The sequence below is a fragment of the Caldimonas brevitalea genome, from assembly GCF_001017435.1.
Taxonomy (GTDB): Bacteria; Pseudomonadota; Gammaproteobacteria; order Burkholderiales; family Burkholderiaceae_C; genus Caldimonas; species Caldimonas brevitalea.
Genome location: NZ_CP011371.1, coordinates 4,882,551 through 4,898,647, shown reverse-complemented (window position 1 = coordinate 4,898,647; position 16,097 = coordinate 4,882,551). Strand labels below are relative to the sequence as shown.

Here is a 16,097-nt window from a genome sequence, read left to right as displayed (position 1 = left end):
GGGGCCGGTTGGGCGTCGTCGGATGATGCACCTTCGGGCGTGGGCCCGAGCGAAGCAGGCGTCAGATCTCGGCGGGATACCGATCGAGCAGCGGCCCCATGTTCATCTCCATGGTGCTGCCGCTCTTGTTGGTCTGCTCGACCATCCATGCCACGCGCTTCAGGGTTTCGTCCGAATACATGTTGCCGACGAAACGCTGAGATTCTTCGATCAACGCTTGGGGATCGGGTTCCGTCACCTTGTTGACGACCGCTTTGACATGGGTGATGCTGCTCGCCGGGAAACCGGCGATGCGGCGCGCCAGCGCGTCCACGAAAGCTGGCAGCTCTGCGTCGGGCAAGGCCCGGTTGATCCAGCCGTAGCGCTCGGCCAGTTCAGCGTCGAAGTCGTGGCAACCCAGGCACACCTCCAGCGCACGGGCGCGGCCCAGCAGTTGCGCCAGCCGAACCGTGCCCCCGGCCCCGGGCAGCAGACCGACCGCCGCTTCCGGTTGCCCGAGGAGGCCACGTTCCCGCGACGCGAATCGCATGTCCAGCGCCAGCAGGAACTCGCTGCCGGCACCACGGGCGCGGCCCTGCAGTTCGCCGATCGTCACTTGCGGCAATCGGCTGATCCGCGTCAACAAGGTGCTGAGGGGGCTCGCCATGCCTTCCGGCAGGGGCCGCGGCTTGCCGCCGACCTCGCCCGCCAGATCGTAGTGCGCCAGGAAGAAGTCGGGATGGTCGCTGCGAAAGATCACCACCCGAATGTCCTGATCCGCTTCCAGCGCCTTCGTCAGCGCGATCAGATCGACGAGCAAAGCGCGGTCGACCAGATTGATCGGCGGATTGTTGAAATGAATGACAGCCACGCCGTGGCTGTCCTCGCGACGCAGGGTTCGATAGGTGCTCATCGATCCGTTCTCCTAGATGGCTGAGAAACCGCCGTCCACCGGCAGGGCAATGCCGGTGGTGAAGGCCGCGGCGTCACTGCACAAGTACAGCACCGCGCCGGCCACCTCCTCGGCGCGACCGATGCGGCCGACCGGGTGGGCGGACAGCACTTGCTTCTCGACCCGCTCGTCCTCGGCAACGGCGCGCCGGTACATGTCGGTGTCGATCACGGCAGGGCAAACGGCGTTGATCCGTATGTTTTTCCTGCCGTACTCGATGGCCGCCGATTTCGTCAGACCGATCACCGCGTGTTTGGACGCGGCGTAGATGCTCATGCGCGGCGCGCCATGCAAGCTGGACGTGGAGCCGGTGTTGACGATGGCGCCGCCACCCTGTTTCAGCATGATGGGAATCTGGTGCTTCATGCAGAGCCAGACGCCGCGGACATTGACGTCCATGATGGCCTGATACTCCGCCATGCTGCCTTCGGCCAGCTTGGTCCGTTCGATGTCGATGCCCGCATTGTTGAAGGCGTAGTCGAGCCGGCCGAACCGGGACACGGCGGTGTCCATCGAGGTGCGGACATCGTCTTCGGAAGTGACGTCGCACCGGATGAACGAGGCGTCGCCGCCTGCGTCACGCACCATGCCCACGGTTGTCTCGCCGCCCGCGATGTCGACGTCGGCCACCAACACCTTCAACCCCTGCGCGGCAAAGGCGAGGGCCGTGGCCCGGCCGATGCCGTGGCCGGCACCGGTCATGACGGCAACCCGTCCCGAGAAGTGCATGCCCATCAACCTTCGGATGCGGGCAGCGCCGGATAGTCGATGTAGCCGTGCGGCCCGACGCCGCCGTACAGCGGTGCATCCTTGTACGGAGGATTGAGCGGGGCGTTCTCGCGGAAGCGGCGGGGCAGGTCGGGGTTGGTGATCAGCGGCCGACCGAACGACACCATGTCGGCACGACCGCTCGCGATCGCCTCGACCGCCATCTCTTTCGTATAGCCGTTGTTCACCATCCAGATGCCGGAATACAGGCGACGCAGCGCTTCGTAATCGAAGGGCGCGTTGTCGCGCGGGCCACCGGTATGGCCTTCGACGACATGGATGAAGACGGGATGCAGTTTCTCCAACTCCCGCACCACGTACTCGAACAGCGGCTGCGGATTGCTTTCGCTCGAGTCATTGACGGGCGACACCGGCGAGAGGCGGATGCCGGAGCGTTCCGCGCCGATCGCGCCGATGACCGCTTGCATCACCTCGAGCAGGAAACGCGCGCGGTTCTCGATGCTGCCGCCGTACTGGTCGGTGCGATGGTTCGAGCCGTCGCGCAGGAAAGCATCGATCAGGTAACCGTGGGCCGCATGGATCTCGACGCCGTCGAACCCGGCCTCGATGGCGCTGGCCGCCGCGCGGCCGAAGTCCTGCGCGATGCCGGCGATCTCGGCTGTCTCCAGCGCACGGGGGACCGACGTGTCGACAAAACCTTGTCCGGCGAGATAGGTCTTGGCCTTGGCGGCAATCGCCGACGGCGCCACCGGCGCCTGACCGTTGGGCTGGAAGCTGACATGCGACATGCGGCCGGTATGCCACAGCTGCACGAAGATGCGGCCGCCGCGACGGTGCACTTCGTCGGTCACTTTCTTCCAGGCCGCGATCTGCTCCTGCGTATGCAAACCCGGGGTATCGGCATAACCCTGGGCCGTCTCGGACACCTGGGTCGCCTCGGCGATGATCAGGCCGACCGAAGCGCGTTGCGCGTAGTACTCGACCGTCATGTCGGCAATCACATTGCCTGTGTCGGCCCGATTGCGCGTCATCGGCGCCATCACCATGCGGTTGGCGAGTTTCAGTTGACCGAGGCTGATCGGCTCGAACAAGGCGTCAGTGAGGAAACGTTCGGTTGGGTTGCCCATGAGATGAGATCTGCGCTGCAGAGAGTGAAGAAAAACGGATCGAAGGTCGGCCGCCGCCCGTCAGTGACGCGACGGGCGGAGAAGACAATTCAGGATGAGGTCGAAACATTCACGCAAAGGCGCGGCGGACCGCTCGAGCTTGGTGCGCAGCAGTGCGCCCTCCCAGGCATCCCACACCAGGGCCGAGAGTTGGGAGGGGTCGGCGTCGTCGCGGACTTCACCCAGGGTCTGCGCCTTGCGAATCAGGGGCGTGAGCATGGTGCGCCAGCCCCTCATCGCGACCGCAAGACGTTGCCGGCACAGCTCACTGGAATCAGCCACTTCCGCAGCGAAATTGCCGATCAGGCAGCCGGTCCAGGTGGCGGATCGTTCGTTGTGCGCAATCATCTGCTCGAACGCATAAGAGATCGCCGCCACCGGTTGCGCCGGCGCGCGCTCCATCATGCGCGACCACGCCTGCCGCGTCTCCGCCGCGTACTGGTCGATGATGGCTGCGGCGAATGCCTCTTTGCTTTCGAAGTGGTTGTAGAAGGACCCTTTGGGTACTCCTGCGTCATCGGTGATCTGCTGGATCCCGGTGGCGTTGTAGCCGCACCGGGAGAACAGCTCTCGGCCTGCGACCAAGAGTCGTTCGGGTGTGCTGGTTCTTCCTGCGATGCGAGCCATCTAGGAAATATATGACCAGTCGTCTTGAACTTGTGACGCCTGCGCGACAGGGGAGGCATGCCCACGCGCTCGGGCCAGTTGCAGTCGGGACGGAGGAAACGGTTCGCATCCTCCGCGATCGAGACGGAGGCCGTGCTCGTGCGGAGGGCCCAGGCCCTAGCGCGTGAGGGCCGCCACCCACGGCGAGTTGAGCAGGACGAACGCCAACACATTGAAGGCCACGGTAGCCCAGAACCGGACCTGGAAAGACGGCTTGCTCGACTTGTGCCGGAGCCACTGTTGGGCCAGCAGGGCCCCCGGCCATCCGCCCGCCAGGCTCATCAAGTGCAGCGTGCGTTCAGGGACCCTTCGGCGGCCTGCTCGCGCGGCCTCCTTGTCGAGCGCGTAGGTGACGAAACAGGCAAAGCTTGCGGCGAGGTAGACGACCATCAACCATGAAGGCACGGACCAGGTCAGTGCCACCGCGAGGTAGATGGCCACGAAGACCAGGATCGCGATGCTGCTCACCGGCATGGCGGGCCGCGAAGTGCGGGGCTGCTCTCGCGAAGTGCGGGGCTGCTCTCGCGGCTTGCGGCTAACAAGGGGACGGGAGGAGGGCTGCGGCGCTTTCGGGCGCCTCTTCGCGGTGGGAGGAAGGCTCAAGGTTCGGGATGCAAGCAGGCAGGGAAGGCAGTGGCGTGCTGTTCGTCTCATCAGCACATAGCGCGGCGGATCGTAGCACCGAGCGACGCGATCGAAACGCTGAGCTGTATCGGCAGCGATTGCGGGCGACAGCCGGCGTCGAACAGCGCCGCAACAACTCGTTAATGTCATCAGCATGTTGCGCCGCCACCACTTTCAACCGGCCCTCGAATGCTTCCTATATGAAGTGAAGCGGACGGCAGTACCTGCACCGACGCGGAAAAGACACACTCCTGGTGAGCTGTAGCGCACCTTACACAGTCAGCGAGTGTGTTCCGGCGGGCTGGCGATGAGAATGCAATGTTGCGCTTGTCATGCGCTCGCCACGTCCCTGCCTGCCTGCCTGTCTTCGTCCGTGCCCTTCAACTTTCTAGAGCTCGACATTGACGCGTGACAGGCAGGCCAACGAGGCAGTGCCGGCCGACGCATCACGACGAACTAAAAGACCAAGGCCGGCTCCGTGCGCAGGCCGAACGAAACACACTCAGGAGAGGACATGGGCCGTATGGACCGCTCGAAGGTATTGTCGGAGCCGCAGGCGCCGTCGGTGCACATCGAACTCACGCTGGTTCCCAAGCTGAACCTGGCCGACTTTCAGAACGCCATCCCGGCATTGCGCGAACTCGCCGTGGTGAACAACGGTGACGAGCCGCTGACGGAGGTCGACCTCTGCATGAGCTCGCAGCCCCCTTTTCTGAAGCCCTGCACCTGGCGCATCGAATCCATCGCGCCGGGGCAACGCTACCGCATCGTCGAACTCGATCTGGGCCTCGACGGCGTGCTGTTGAGCCGTCTGATCGAAGCCGAACGCGCCATCGTCAGCTTCTCGTTGCAAAAGCGCCGCGAGGGCCGAACAGAGCTTGCGCGACGTGAGGTCGAGGTGGAGTTGCTGCCACGCAACCAGTGGGGTGGACTGGCCGGCCTGCCGGACATGGTGGCCGCCTTCGTGCAACCGAATGATCCGGCCGTCGGGCGGGTGTTGAAGCAGGCGGCCGAGGTGCTGCGCAAGGCCGACCGGCACACCGACATCGACGGCTACCGCGGCGGCGCGCGACGCGCCTGGGAACTGGCCTCCGCCATCTGGAGCGCCGTCGGTGCACTGCATCTGGACTACGCATTGCCACCCGCGAGCTTCGAGCACAAGGGCCAGAAGGTGCGCGACCCGTCGCAGATCGCAGAGGCCGGTCTCGCCACCTGCCTGGACCTCGCGCTGTTGTTCTGCGCCGCGCTGGAGCAGGCCGGGCTGCACCCGGTGCTGGTGTTCACCGAGGGCCACGCATTGGCGGGCCTGTGGCTGCAAGCGGAGGAGTTCAACACCTCGGTGGTGGACGACGTCACCGCGCTGCGCAAGCGGGTGAAGCTCAAAGAGTTGGTGCTGTTCGAGACCACGCTGGTCACGCAGCGGCCGCTGCCACCCTTCAGCTACGCCATCGAGCGCGGTGCCCAGCAAGTGGGTGAAGAGCGAGCCCCGACCTTCGAGCTGGCGGTCGACATCCGGCGCGCCCGGCTGCAGCGTATCAAGCCACTGGCGACGGCGCGGGCCGAGCCGCCACCGGCGGCACCGGGCCTGGTGGCGCTGCCGCCGCCCGAAGAGGAGCCGCCGTTCGAAGCGGCTCCCGAGTTGCTCGACGACCGCATCGCCTCCGACGCCGATCTGCCCGAAGGCCCGGAAGACCGCCTCGGCCGCTGGCAACGCAAGCTCCTGGACCTGTCGCTGCGCAACAACCTGTTGAGCTTCAAGATGAGCCAGAAGGCCTTGAAGCTGGAAGCACCCGACCCGGGCCGGTTCGAAGACCTGCTGGCCACCGGCCAGGCGGTCAAGCTGTTGCCGCGGCCCGAGCTGATGGATGGCCAGGACCCTCGCGACCCGGCCTTGCACGAGAGCCGCGAGCGCGAAAACCTGCGCCGCCAGCACGCGCTCGATGCGCTGCAGCGCAGCGAGGTGTTCGTCGGCCTGCCCAAGGACGATCTCGAGGCGCGGCTGGTCGAGCTGTACCGGGCCGCCCGCGCCAGCTTGCAGGAGGGCGGCTCCAACACGCTCTACCTGGCGATGGGTTTCTTGTCGTGGGCGCGCGGCGAGCGTGACGAGCGGCGCTTCAAGGCGCCGCTGGTGCTGGTGCCGGTGAGCCTGGAGCGCAAAAGCGTGCGCTCGGGCTTTCGCCTCAAGCTGCACGACGACGAGGCTCGCTTCAACCCCACGCTGCTGGAGATGCTGCGCCAGGACTTCAAGCTGAGCCTGGGCGTCCAGGACGCTGAGCTGCCGCGTGACGACTCCGGGCTCGACATCACCGGCGTGTGGAAAAAGGTGTCGGCCGCGATCAAGGACATCAAGGGGTGGGAGGTGGTGGAGGACGTGGTGCTGTCCACCTTCTCGTTCGCCAAGTACCTGATGTGGAAGGACCTCAGCTCGCGCACCGAGCAGCTCAAGCAGAACCCGGTCGTGCGGCACCTGATCGAGACGCCGCGCGAGCCGTTCCCGAGTACGGTGGCCTTTCCCGACCCGCGCCGGCTCGACCAGGAGCTGGCGCCGCGCGACACCTTCTGCCCGCTGCCGGCCGACTCCTCCCAGCTGTCGGCGGTCGTCGCCGCCAAGCAGGGCAAGGACTTCGTGCTGATCGGCCCGCCCGGCACCGGCAAGAGCCAGACCATCGCCAACCTGATCGCACAGTGTCTGGCCGAAGGCAAACGTGTGCTGTTCGTGTCGGAGAAGATGGCGGCGCTGGACGTGGTGTGGCGCCGCTTGCGCGATGTTGGGTTGGGCGAGTTCTGCCTCGAGTTGCATTCGAGCAAGGCCCGCAAGGCGGAGGTGCTGGAGCAGTTGCGCCGCGCCTGGAACGTCAGCGCCGAGGCCGACCCGCTGCAGTGGCAGGCCGAAGCCGAGCGTTTGGGCGCACTGCGCGATCGCCTCAACGGTTATGTCGAGCGGCTGCATCGCAGCCATCCCAACGGGCTGAGCGTGCACCAGGCCATCGGGCGTGTGCTCGCCGGCCAGCACCTGCCCACCCTGCAGCTGGCCTGGCCGGACCCGACGCTGCACGACGGGGCGGCACTCGCCGCCTTCCAGGAGGCGGCCGAACTGCTGGACGTCAACGCCGAGGCGGTTGGCGCTGCGGCCCTGGCGGCGGGCCCGTGGCACTGGATCGGGCACGGCGCATGGTCACCGAGCTGGCAGGCCAAACTGCTCGAAACAGTGCGGGGGATGGCCAGCACGGCGCAAGGGGCCGAGGCGGCGGCGCTCGCCTTCACGCAGGCGGTCGGCTGGCCCACGTTCACGTTGGAGCGCCGCGTGCGCGAAGGGTTGTTGGGCCTGGCCGAGGTGTTGCCGCGCGCCGCCGGGCGCAATTGGCGCTTCACGCTGCGTGCGGATGCGCGGGCGTTGGCCGAGGACCTGCAGCGCGGCGCACGCCTGGTCACCCAGCACCGCGAGCTGCGCGACGAACTGCCACTGCCGTGGGACGCACAGACCACCGAGCGCTTGCGCCGGGGTGTGGCGCTGCTGACCCGCTGGAATGAGTTGGCGTCGCAGATCACCTGCCGCTGGTCGGCTGCGCTGACCGAAGAGTTCGCCCGCGGCGTGCAGGGGCTCGCGGCCTACGATGGCCTCGCCAAGCAGCTCTCGCTGCCTTATGGCGACGCGGTGGCCCAGCTCGACGCGGCGCAGCTGCAGCGTGACTGGCAGGAGGCCGAGCAGTCGGTCTGGCCGTTGAGCGGCCTGCGCCACCGCGCACTCGCACGCCGGCTGAAGTCGGCTGCCAGCGGCGGCGGCGAGCCCGACGTCGGCAGCGACATCCAGCGGCTCGCGAAACTGCGGGCGCTGCAGGCCGAGATCGAAACGCTGGACGCGCTGTCGCTGCGCACCGGCAAGATCTGGGCAGGTTTGCAGACACGGCGCGACGTTGCACATGCCGCACTGGCCTTCCAGGCCAGCCTGCCGCTGGCGCTGGCCGGGCAGCCCTGGGACGAGGCTGGGCTCGAGCCGGCCGCAGAAGGCGCGTGTGGCCCGGGCATGGCGGAAGACCTGCGCCGCTTGCGCGAGATGCGCAGTCTTGCCGGCGAGTTGGAGCGCCTGGGCGCGCTGGACCTCACGGTGGTGTGGGCCGGTCATGACACCGACCTCGGCGCTGCCGCGGCAGCCTTGGCCCTCCAGGCTGCGCTGGCGGCGGCCCGTGACGGGCAGCCGTGGCGTGACGAGGGTTACGCCGCGGTGGAGGACGGCCGCTGCGGCCCGGCCGCCGCGGCCGCCCTCGCGCAGCTGCGTCAGTTGCAAGGACTCAAGCGCGAGATCGACACGCTGAACCCGCTGTCGGCACCGACCGGGGGACTCTGGGCGGGGCTGCAGACCCGCACCGACGAGGTCGAAGCCGCGGTGGCCTTCCATGCCGCCCTGTCGACCAGCCTTGCCAAGCTGGCGAGCACGCCCGAAGCACTGGCAGAGCTGAAGGCGCCGCTCGAGCCCTTGCTGGGCGAGGGCAACATGCTGCTGGAGTCCTCCGGCCCGGTCGCCGTGGCGGCGCAGGCCTGGCGCAAGGCGCTGCAAGCCCTGCACGAGGCGATGGCGCGCTTCACGCAGCAGGCGTCGATGCCCCAGGAGCGGCGTGTCGTCTTTGCCGAGCAGACGCCGGCGGCGCTCGCGCTCGCCTGCCGGCAGCTGCTCGATGCCGCCGGCCGGCTGCACGTCTGGTGCGCCTGGCGCGGCGCACGCGAGCAGGCTTTGGCCCTGGGCCTGACGGCATTGGTGGGTGGCCTCGAGCAGGGCACGGTGTCGCCGGGCCAGGTGCGCGAGGTGTTCGAGACCGATTACTGCCGCTGGTGGCTCAACGCGGTGGTGGACCGTGACGAGGTGCTGCGCGGCTTCGTCTCGGCGGTGCACGAGAAGCGCATCCGCGACTTCCAGGCCCTCGACGAGCGTTTCATCGCCCTCACGCGAGAAGGCGTGCGGGCGCGGCTGTGCGCGTCGTTGCCGGTGCAAGACAGCGTGGCGAAGAACTCCGACTGGGGCCTGCTGCGCTACGAGATGCAGAAGAAGACGCGCCACCTGCCGCTGCGCGAACTGATGCGCCGCGCGCCCGAGGCCATCCTGACGCTGACGCCGTGCTTGTTGATGAGCCCGTTGTCGATCGCGCACTACCTCTCGGCCGAGACGGCGAACTTCGACGTGGTGGTGTTCGACGAGGCCTCGCAGATCCCGGTCTGGGATGCGATCGGCGCGATGGCGCGGGGCCGCCAGGTGGTGATGGTGGGCGACCCGAAACAGCTGCCGCCCACCCACTTCTTCGACCGTGCCGAGTCGGACGATGACGACGATGTCGAGCTGGACGGCGACCTGGAAAGCATCCTGGACGAATGCATCGGCGCTAGCCTGCCGACGATGCACTTGTCGTGGCACTACCGCAGCCGCCACGAGAGCCTGATCGCCTTCTCCAACCGCCGTTACTACCGCGGCGAGCTGGTGACCTTCCCGTCACCCGTCACGCAGGACCGGTCGGTCAGCTTCCATCACGTCGGCGATGGTGTCTACGACAAGGGTGGCAGCCGCACCAACCAGCCCGAGGCCCAGGCGCTGGTGCGCGACTTGGTGGATCGCCTGAAGTCGCCCGGCTTCCGCGAGTCCGGGCTGACGGTGGGGGTCGTCACCTTCAACGTCGAGCAGCAGTCGCTGGTCGAAGACCTGCTGGACGAGGAGCGCCGCAAGGACCCGACCATCGAGTCGTTCTTCGCCGAGGACCAGCCGGAGCCCGTGTTCGTCAAGAACCTCGAGAGTGTGCAGGGCGACGAGCGCGACATCATGTACTTCTCGATCACCTATGGGCCGGGTGCCGGCGGCGCCGTGTCGATGAACTTCGGGCCGATGAACCGCCAGGGCGGCGAGCGGCGGCTCAATGTGGCCATCACGCGCGCCCGCCACGAGCTGCGCGTCTTTTCCAGTCTGAGGCCGGAGCAGATGGACCTGTCGCGCACGGCCTCCATCGGCGTGCGCGATCTCAAGCACTTCATGGAGTTCGCCGAGCGCGGGGCCGGCGCCCTCGAGGACAGCCCCCAGCATGGCAGCACTGGCGAGCCCGACGGACTGTTCGAGCAGATGGTCGCGCGCGCCTTGCGTGATCGGGGCTGGCGCGTGCGTGCGCAGGTCGGCGTGTCGGCGTTCAAGATCGACCTCGCGGTGGTGGACCCGGACGCCCCGGACCGCTACCTCGCCGGCATCGAATGCGACGGCGCCACCTACCGGCGCTCCGCCACCGCCCGGGACCGTGACAAGCTGCGCGAGCAGGTGCTGCGCAGCCTGGGCTGGGACACCTTGAGGCTGTGGTCGACCGACTGGTGGATCGACCCCGACGGAACGCTCGAGAAGGTGCACCGGCAGTTGCAGGCCTTGTTGCGGGCGCGGCGCGCCGGCCGGGAGCTGGCGACACCGGCTGCGTTGTAGGCACAAGATGGGACGGTCGGCACCAGGAGCCCGCCGGCGCCTGGTGCCCGTCCGCCGCCCGTCACTCGCGGGCCGTGGCCGCGACTCTCGCGTGCACCGCTGTTTCGGTTCGCGCGCAGCCTCGCGGCGCGGGATAGACGCTCATTCCTCTTCGATGATCGCGAGGATGTTGCCTTCGGTGTCCTTGAACCATGCTGCCTTGGCGCCGCCCCCGGTCACGATGTCGCCGCGGGTGCTGGCACCCGGCACGTCGTAGTGCTCGAACTCGACACCGCGCGCACGCAGGTCGGCCACCTCGCGTTCCACATCGTCGACTTGCCAGAAGGCCTGGCTCGCCTTCGACGTGCCCGCATTGGGTGTCGGGTACAGAAAGCACGCGGTGTGCTGGCCGAACTCGTACACCACGCCGCCCGCGGTCTCCATCTTGGCCCTGAACCCGAGCTTCTGCTCGTAGAACTGGCGCGCGCGTGCCATGTCGAGGGCCGGAATGTAGGCGTACATCGGGGACTCTTGCAGCATGCTCATCTCCTGTTTGCAGAGCGTTTCCGCAATTCGAAGACGCTCGAGCTTCGCACGGGTGAAGGCGGCAAAACCTGCGGGACGAGGCCAACGCACGCTTTGAGCGCCCTCCCTTCCTGAGGGTCACCGATCCGGTATACGCGCTGCCCGCACGCCCGTCAATCGAGCGTGCGGCTCTGCGTCCACCGACACTCGCAGGTCGGGGCTCACGCGCACGGCAAGGCCGCGGTGCCGGCCGGCACCGGGTACTGCGTGGACTCGCTCGAGAGGCTCAGGGCCTCGGCACGAGGGCCCACTGCGGGCCAGTGCTGTAGTCCGGCTTGACCGACCTCCCGGTGAACACCGACCACGCTTCGCGCGCTTGAGGCAATCCGAACGTGGCCGCCACCGCCAGTGCAGGCTGCATGTTCGAGGGGAAGCCCGACTCCGACGCGGAGTAGCCGGTCATCTGCCCGGCGCGCCAGGGGTTGCCACCGGCAGCCGTGCGCCATTGCGCCTGCGCCTCGCTCCCGCAGGGCTGGTCGAGATACTTCAACCCGGCGGGGTGCACGAGTGTCGTCCCGCTGTCGTCGGTCAGCTTGCCTTCCTGCACGGTGGCGGTGTAGACCTGGGCAAGGTTGGCGAAGAGCGGGCCTTTCTGGTCGGTGGGGCGTACGGCCATCGCGTAGGCGGCGCCCTCGATCCAACAGAAGCCGGGCGCCGTCATGCGGCCCACCGGGAACCGCGCCTTCCAGGCCAGCAGCGGTTCTGCGTCGGTGAAGCCGAGTTCCGCCAGGTGACCCACGCTCCAGGTGAAAAAGTCGTCCTGCCACGGCGCGATGCCGGTGCGGCTGCCGGTTGCCGTCGTGTAGACCACGGGGTTGAAGGCATACAGCCCGGTGCCGTCGATCACGCCCAGTGCGTTCGGCTGCGCCTGGGTGTAGTTGGCGTTGTAGTAGGCAAGGTTGTGCTGGAGGCGGCCCGCGAAGTAGGACTTCATCGGATGGGCGTCGGGCGTGATGTAAGCCGCCTGCCCCAGGGTGCGCAGCGACCACCCCTGGCCGCGGACCTGATCGGACGACACGACGCCTTTGTCGAACTGGCGATACCAGGGGTTCAGATTCAGCAGGTTGAAGTTCGCCCAGAACTGCAGCTCTTCGAGGTGGTAGTGGTCGCCGGTGACGAGATAGGGGAGGTAGCTGAGCGACGGTTGATGGGACGTGTCGGGCGTGTACGGCGTGCTGCAACTGCCGCCCGCCGCGCAAGGCGGGAACGCCTCGCTCTTGCCCGTCGCGCGATTGACCTTGTCGCCCGGTGTCCCGAGGAGCGCCATGTAGGGGTACTGGACGATGCTGGCCGGCAGGCCGGTGGCCTTGTCCCGGTAGTGGATCGGCCAGCTGCCGGCCAGGTCGCTGGTGCCCAGCGTGACCCGCTTCGCCGCGTCATCCTGGCTCAGCAAATACATCGCCGCCCAGTGCGGCATAGGGGCGATGTCGCCACGACCTCCGGTCGTCGGCATGTAGGCGGTGACGAGGCCGCGGCCCATCGGCTCCAGGTCGGAGGTGCTCCAGCGGCTGGCCAACTGGCCGAGGGCCGTGGCGGACACCTTGATCGAGGTGTCGTAGCTCGGCAGTGCGCGCGAGGCGATCAGGTAGGCCGCGTCGTGGCGCAAGTGGACTTGCGGCGCGGTGCCCCACCAGAACGTCTGGCGCCAGCGGGCGTGGTGGTAGTGGCTCAGCCCGGTTTTGCTGTAGACCGGCTGTCCACCCACTTCGATCTGGACGTCGTAGGTCAAGTTCTGCGGATCGGGCTCGTAGGACCATGTGTTCTCGAGCACCACGTCGACACGGCCGCGCTTTCCGCCATAGTGACGCAGCGCGAAGCGGGCCTGCAGGTGCGGGTGCGCGAGCCCGCCGGCGGTGGTCAGTGGTGCGGCGACCAGCCATTCGTTGGCGATCGGGCCCTCGAGCCAGCGCTCCACGGCACCGGAGCGCAGCAGGGCGTCGGCAGAGGCCCGATAGGTTTGACCGCCGAGCCGCACTTCCACCGAGGCCGTGAACCCTTGGTCGAGCAACTCCTTCGGGTGACGCGGCGCGGCCACGGAGCGGTCGGCCCGGCTGAACAGCGCCAAGGTCTGCGATTGCCCAGCCTCGAGGGCCGGCAATACGGTGGAGATCACGGCGTGCCGCAAGGAGCCGTCCCCATGCGTTGCCTTCGCATCGAGCTGGACGGGCAGTTGCCGCCCGTCGGGCAGCGTGGCGATCACACCTTGCGATGCGGCGATATGGCCGGGTGGAAAGGTCTGCCCGAAGGTGAGCGGCACGGCGCTCTGCGCGGTCGACGCGCTGCTGTCGATGCGCAGCGTCGTGAGTCGGGCCCCCGCGCGCAGGAGGCCGGAGCTGCCGTCCGGGGGAGGCACGCCGCCGTCGCTGCCGTTGTCACGGCTACCGCCGCTGCCGCCACCACAGGCCGCGAGTGCTGCCGACAGCAGCAAGGCGGCCAGTCGGAAATGCCCGCTTCCGGTTCCGGGCCTGAGGTTGGTCCTGCTCATCTCGCCTCTCCTGAGCGGCGGGTCGGAGCGGTGTCCTGTGAAAGATGCTCCGCATGCACTGTCGCCACCCCACCTTCGAGTTGTCGTACGTGGTTGTTCTTGGAGGGGCGTGTGCGGCTGCCTTGCCGGTCCGACCTTCCGGCGACCATTGTCGTCGTCACTGCGAAAGGTGCCGCATGCGGCCGCCGAACGGTGGTGGTTGGGCGCCGGACTGCAAGGAAGGCTGGCACGGCGCGATGCCGTCCCGTCGGCCTTGAATGACGCCTCAATCGTGAAGGGGCGTGCCTTGCAAGCTCGTGCCGGCGAGCCTCCATCTCAGATGGGGAGCGGAGGTGCCCGTGAAGGCAAGCGCCTTGGGTCGTTCCTTGCCCCGGGTTGCGCACGGATCGAAAGGAAGTGGGCGACCACCGACGGCAGCGGGAACCAGCCGGAAAAAAGGAATGGGAGAAGGAGCGATCCAGAGACCGTTCTGCACGCGTGATGCATTCCCGTTCACGGTCGACGGAAACGCATCACAGTCGAAGCGCAGCTGGCTCAGCCCCAATGCGAAGGCCGAGCCCCTGCGTCTAGTCGATGAAGCCGTCTTTCTGCAGCTTGTTGTCGCTCTTGACCTCCCGGGCCACGAGCGTGACGGCGAGGCAGATGACGAACAGGGCGCCGAGCGTGAGCGAAATCTTGACGAACAGGGCCCCGTCGAGGGCCGAGGTCCACAACTGCACCAGTGCGAGCGCGACCCAGCCGACGAACAGGGTGGTGCAGACGATGGCCCCGGTCCTCAAGCTTCCCGCTCCATGATCACAACATAGGCCTCACGACGCCACAGCAGCAGCATGCGGCGGATGTCCTTCTCCATCGTGATCACGCGCCAGCCCTCCTTGGCGTTCTTGTTCAAGAAGGCAGTGAAGCGGACCGGGTCCACCTTGGACGCGCCCAGCAGCAACGAGCCGAGCATGCCTTCCTGATAAATCGTGACTTTGTACTCTTTCATATGCGCGAACTGCCAAAAGTATTAAGTGCGTCGGATGGCCGACGGTCGTGAAGGTCGAGGCCATCCTAGAGGAAGTAACTGAAAGTATCAATCCCTGGAGCGGGGTGTGTCGCAACCGGGCAGCGAGGCAAACCCGGTCTGCGTCGCGTCTCAATACGTTTGGTCTTCGATGACGCGGTCGACCTTGCGCAGCGCCGCCTCCAGCGCATCGAGCTCGACGGAACCCAACGCGAGGCGGATGGCATGAGGTACGCGGGGAGACGTCGAGAAAGGTTCGGCGGTGGAGACCAAGATGCCTGCACGCAGGAGCGCCATCGCCACCTTGTCCGCGCGAACCTCTGGCGGCAGCGGGAGCCAGACGAAGTAAGACAGCGGATGGCAGACGCGCTGGCGGTGGGCAAGAACCTCCGCGGCCAGCCGCTGTCGCCTCGCCGCATCCTGGCGCTTCTCGGATTCGAGCCGGGCTACGGTGCCGTCGCCGAGCCAGCCGCAGGTGATCGCCGTCATCACGCCGGGCGTGTTCCACGTCGTGGCCCTGATCGCACGCTCGATCTTCGGCACCGATTCGAGTGGGGCGGCGACGAAGCCAACCCGCAACCCCGTGGCCACGCTCTTGGAAAACCCCGACACATAGACCGTGGTCTCAGGGGCCAACGCGGCCAACGGCGCGGGGGGTGTCTCGGCGAGGAAGGCATAGGCGGCATCCTCGATGATGAGCAGGCCGTGCCGACGGGCGATGGCCACCAACTCTCGCCGCCGGCTCGCACTCATCACCCACCCCAGAGGGTTGTGCAGCGTCGGCATGGTGTAGACGGCGCGCACCCGTCGTCGCTTGCACAGCGTGCCCAGGGCGTCCAGGTCGGGCCCTTGCCCGGCGGCCGGGAGCGGGACGAGTTCCAGGCGAAACGCTTGCGCGAGCAACTTGAAGCCCGGGTAGGTCAGGGCATCGGTCGCCACCACGTCTCCCGGCTGTAGCAGCGCCATCACCGTCGACGCCAGACCATGCTGAGCACCATCCACAAGCGTCAGCTGGTCTGCCGTCACCGACAAGCCGCGGCAACTGAGGTGGCGGGCGACGATGGCCCGTTCGTGCGGGCGACCCCCGTGTGGCTGGTATCGCAGCAGCGCGTCCAGATCACCGGCCGTCGCCAACTGCCGCAGCGCGGCCCTCAGCGTCTCGGCTTGGCCGGGCAATGACGCGTAATTGAAATTCAGGTCCACCATGTCGGACGCAACCGCATGCTGATCGATGCCCTGGCCCCGGGGGAGCGCCGATTCTTTGACGAAGGTGCCGCGGCCCGTTTCACCGCTGACCAGCCCCATGGCCTCCAGTTCCGCGTAGACACGCGTGGCGGTCACGAGCGCAAAGCCCTCTCGGGCGGCCAACTGCCGGTGCGTGAGCAGGCGTGTCCCCGGTGGCAGGCGACCTGAGCGTATGTCAGCCGCCAGCTGATCGACCAACTGCTTGTAGCGAGCCTGACCCATACCTCAATGTATCCATG

Annotated in this window: 11 protein-coding genes; 1 reads left to right on the top strand and 10 read right to left on the bottom strand. The window is 67.4% G+C overall.

All coding sequences use genetic code 11. The features are described from left to right. Positions 1–61: 61 nt before the first annotated feature. The 5 genes from AAW51_RS20645 to AAW51_RS30495 form a co-directional block, all read right to left on the bottom strand. Complete coding sequence (locus AAW51_RS20645) at positions 62–892, bottom strand: enoyl-CoA hydratase/isomerase family protein (protein WP_047196112.1); 831 nt, start codon at positions 890–892, stop codon at positions 62–64. A 12-nt stretch (positions 893–904) separates the two neighbouring features. Next, the gene (locus AAW51_RS20640) at positions 905–1,660 is read right to left on the bottom strand and encodes an SDR family oxidoreductase (RefSeq protein WP_238947655.1); all 756 of its coding nucleotides are present in this window, start codon (positions 1,658–1,660) and stop codon (positions 905–907) included. 5 nt (positions 1,661–1,665) lie between these two features. Further along, on the bottom strand, positions 1,666–2,787 hold the full coding sequence (locus AAW51_RS20635) for an alkene reductase (protein ID WP_047196110.1): 1,122 nt from the start codon (positions 2,785–2,787) through the stop codon (positions 1,666–1,668). Positions 2,788–2,847: 60 nt separating this feature from the next. Next, on the bottom strand, positions 2,848–3,453 hold the full coding sequence (locus AAW51_RS20630; protein ID WP_047196109.1) for a TetR/AcrR family transcriptional regulator: 606 nt from the start codon (positions 3,451–3,453) through the stop codon (positions 2,848–2,850). 156 nt (positions 3,454–3,609) lie between these two features. After that, complete coding sequence (locus tag AAW51_RS30495; protein ID WP_047196108.1) at positions 3,610–3,966, bottom strand: DUF1294 domain-containing protein; 357 nt, start codon at positions 3,964–3,966, stop codon at positions 3,610–3,612. A 664-nt stretch (positions 3,967–4,630) separates the two neighbouring features. Here AAW51_RS30495 and AAW51_RS20620 point away from each other — a divergent pair. Continuing rightward, positions 4,631–10,558 carry a DUF4011 domain-containing protein gene (locus AAW51_RS20620; RefSeq protein WP_238947654.1) on the top strand — a complete coding sequence of 1,976 codons (5,928 nt, stop codon included), beginning with the start codon at positions 4,631–4,633 and terminating at the stop codon, positions 10,556–10,558. A gap of 141 nt (positions 10,559–10,699) precedes the next feature. Here the strand turns inward: AAW51_RS20620 and AAW51_RS20615 are convergent, their stop codons facing one another. The 5 genes from AAW51_RS20615 to AAW51_RS20595 form a co-directional block, all read right to left on the bottom strand. Further along, a complete protein-coding gene (locus AAW51_RS20615; protein WP_047198106.1) occupies positions 10,700–11,077 on the bottom strand; it encodes a VOC family protein in 378 nt (125 codons plus the stop codon). Between the two features lie 271 nt (positions 11,078–11,348). Next, the gene (locus AAW51_RS20610; protein WP_238947653.1) at positions 11,349–13,607 is read right to left on the bottom strand and encodes a hypothetical protein; all 2,259 of its coding nucleotides are present in this window, start codon (positions 13,605–13,607) and stop codon (positions 11,349–11,351) included. A gap of 566 nt (positions 13,608–14,173) precedes the next feature. Continuing rightward, positions 14,174–14,386 (bottom strand): hypothetical protein, encoded by a 213-nt coding sequence (locus AAW51_RS20605; protein ID WP_047196107.1) that lies wholly within the window; start codon positions 14,384–14,386, stop codon positions 14,174–14,176. Then, positions 14,383–14,595, bottom strand: coding sequence for a DUF4177 domain-containing protein (locus tag AAW51_RS20600; protein ID WP_047196106.1), 213 nt, complete (start codon positions 14,593–14,595; stop codon positions 14,383–14,385). The genes AAW51_RS20605 and AAW51_RS20600 overlap by 4 nt, the downstream gene beginning before the upstream one ends. 150 nt (positions 14,596–14,745) lie before the next feature. Next, complete coding sequence (locus AAW51_RS20595) at positions 14,746–16,080, bottom strand: aminotransferase-like domain-containing protein (protein ID WP_047196105.1); 1,335 nt, start codon at positions 16,078–16,080, stop codon at positions 14,746–14,748. Between the last annotated feature and the right edge of the window lie 17 nt (positions 16,081–16,097).

What these genes read in the sequence shown, in the direction of transcription:
- AAW51_RS20645 (WP_047196112.1), bottom strand. Translation starts at nt 892, where the DNA reads ATGAGCACCTATCGAACCCTGCGTCGCGAGGACAGCCACGGCGTGGCT.
- AAW51_RS20640 (WP_238947655.1), bottom strand. Translation starts at nt 1,660, where the DNA reads ATGCACTTCTCGGGACGGGTTGCCGTCATGACCGGTGCCGGCCACGGC.
- AAW51_RS20635 (WP_047196110.1), bottom strand. Translation starts at nt 2,787, where the DNA reads ATGGGCAACCCAACCGAACGTTTCCTCACTGACGCCTTGTTCGAGCCG.
- AAW51_RS20630 (WP_047196109.1), bottom strand. Translation starts at nt 3,453, where the DNA reads ATGGCTCGCATCGCAGGAAGAACCAGCACACCCGAACGACTCTTGGTC.
- AAW51_RS30495 (WP_047196108.1), bottom strand. Translation starts at nt 3,966, where the DNA reads ATGCCGGTGAGCAGCATCGCGATCCTGGTCTTCGTGGCCATCTACCTC.
- AAW51_RS20620 (WP_238947654.1), top strand. Translation starts at nt 4,631, where the DNA reads ATGGGCCGTATGGACCGCTCGAAGGTATTGTCGGAGCCGCAGGCGCCG.
- AAW51_RS20615 (WP_047198106.1), bottom strand. Translation starts at nt 11,077, where the DNA reads ATGCTGCAAGAGTCCCCGATGTACGCCTACATTCCGGCCCTCGACATG.
- AAW51_RS20610 (WP_238947653.1), bottom strand. Translation starts at nt 13,607, where the DNA reads ATGAGCAGGACCAACCTCAGGCCCGGAACCGGAAGCGGGCATTTCCGA.
- AAW51_RS20600 (WP_047196106.1), bottom strand. Translation starts at nt 14,595, where the DNA reads ATGAAAGAGTACAAAGTCACGATTTATCAGGAAGGCATGCTCGGCTCG.
- AAW51_RS20595 (WP_047196105.1), bottom strand. Translation starts at nt 16,080, where the DNA reads ATGGGTCAGGCTCGCTACAAGCAGTTGGTCGATCAGCTGGCGGCTGAC.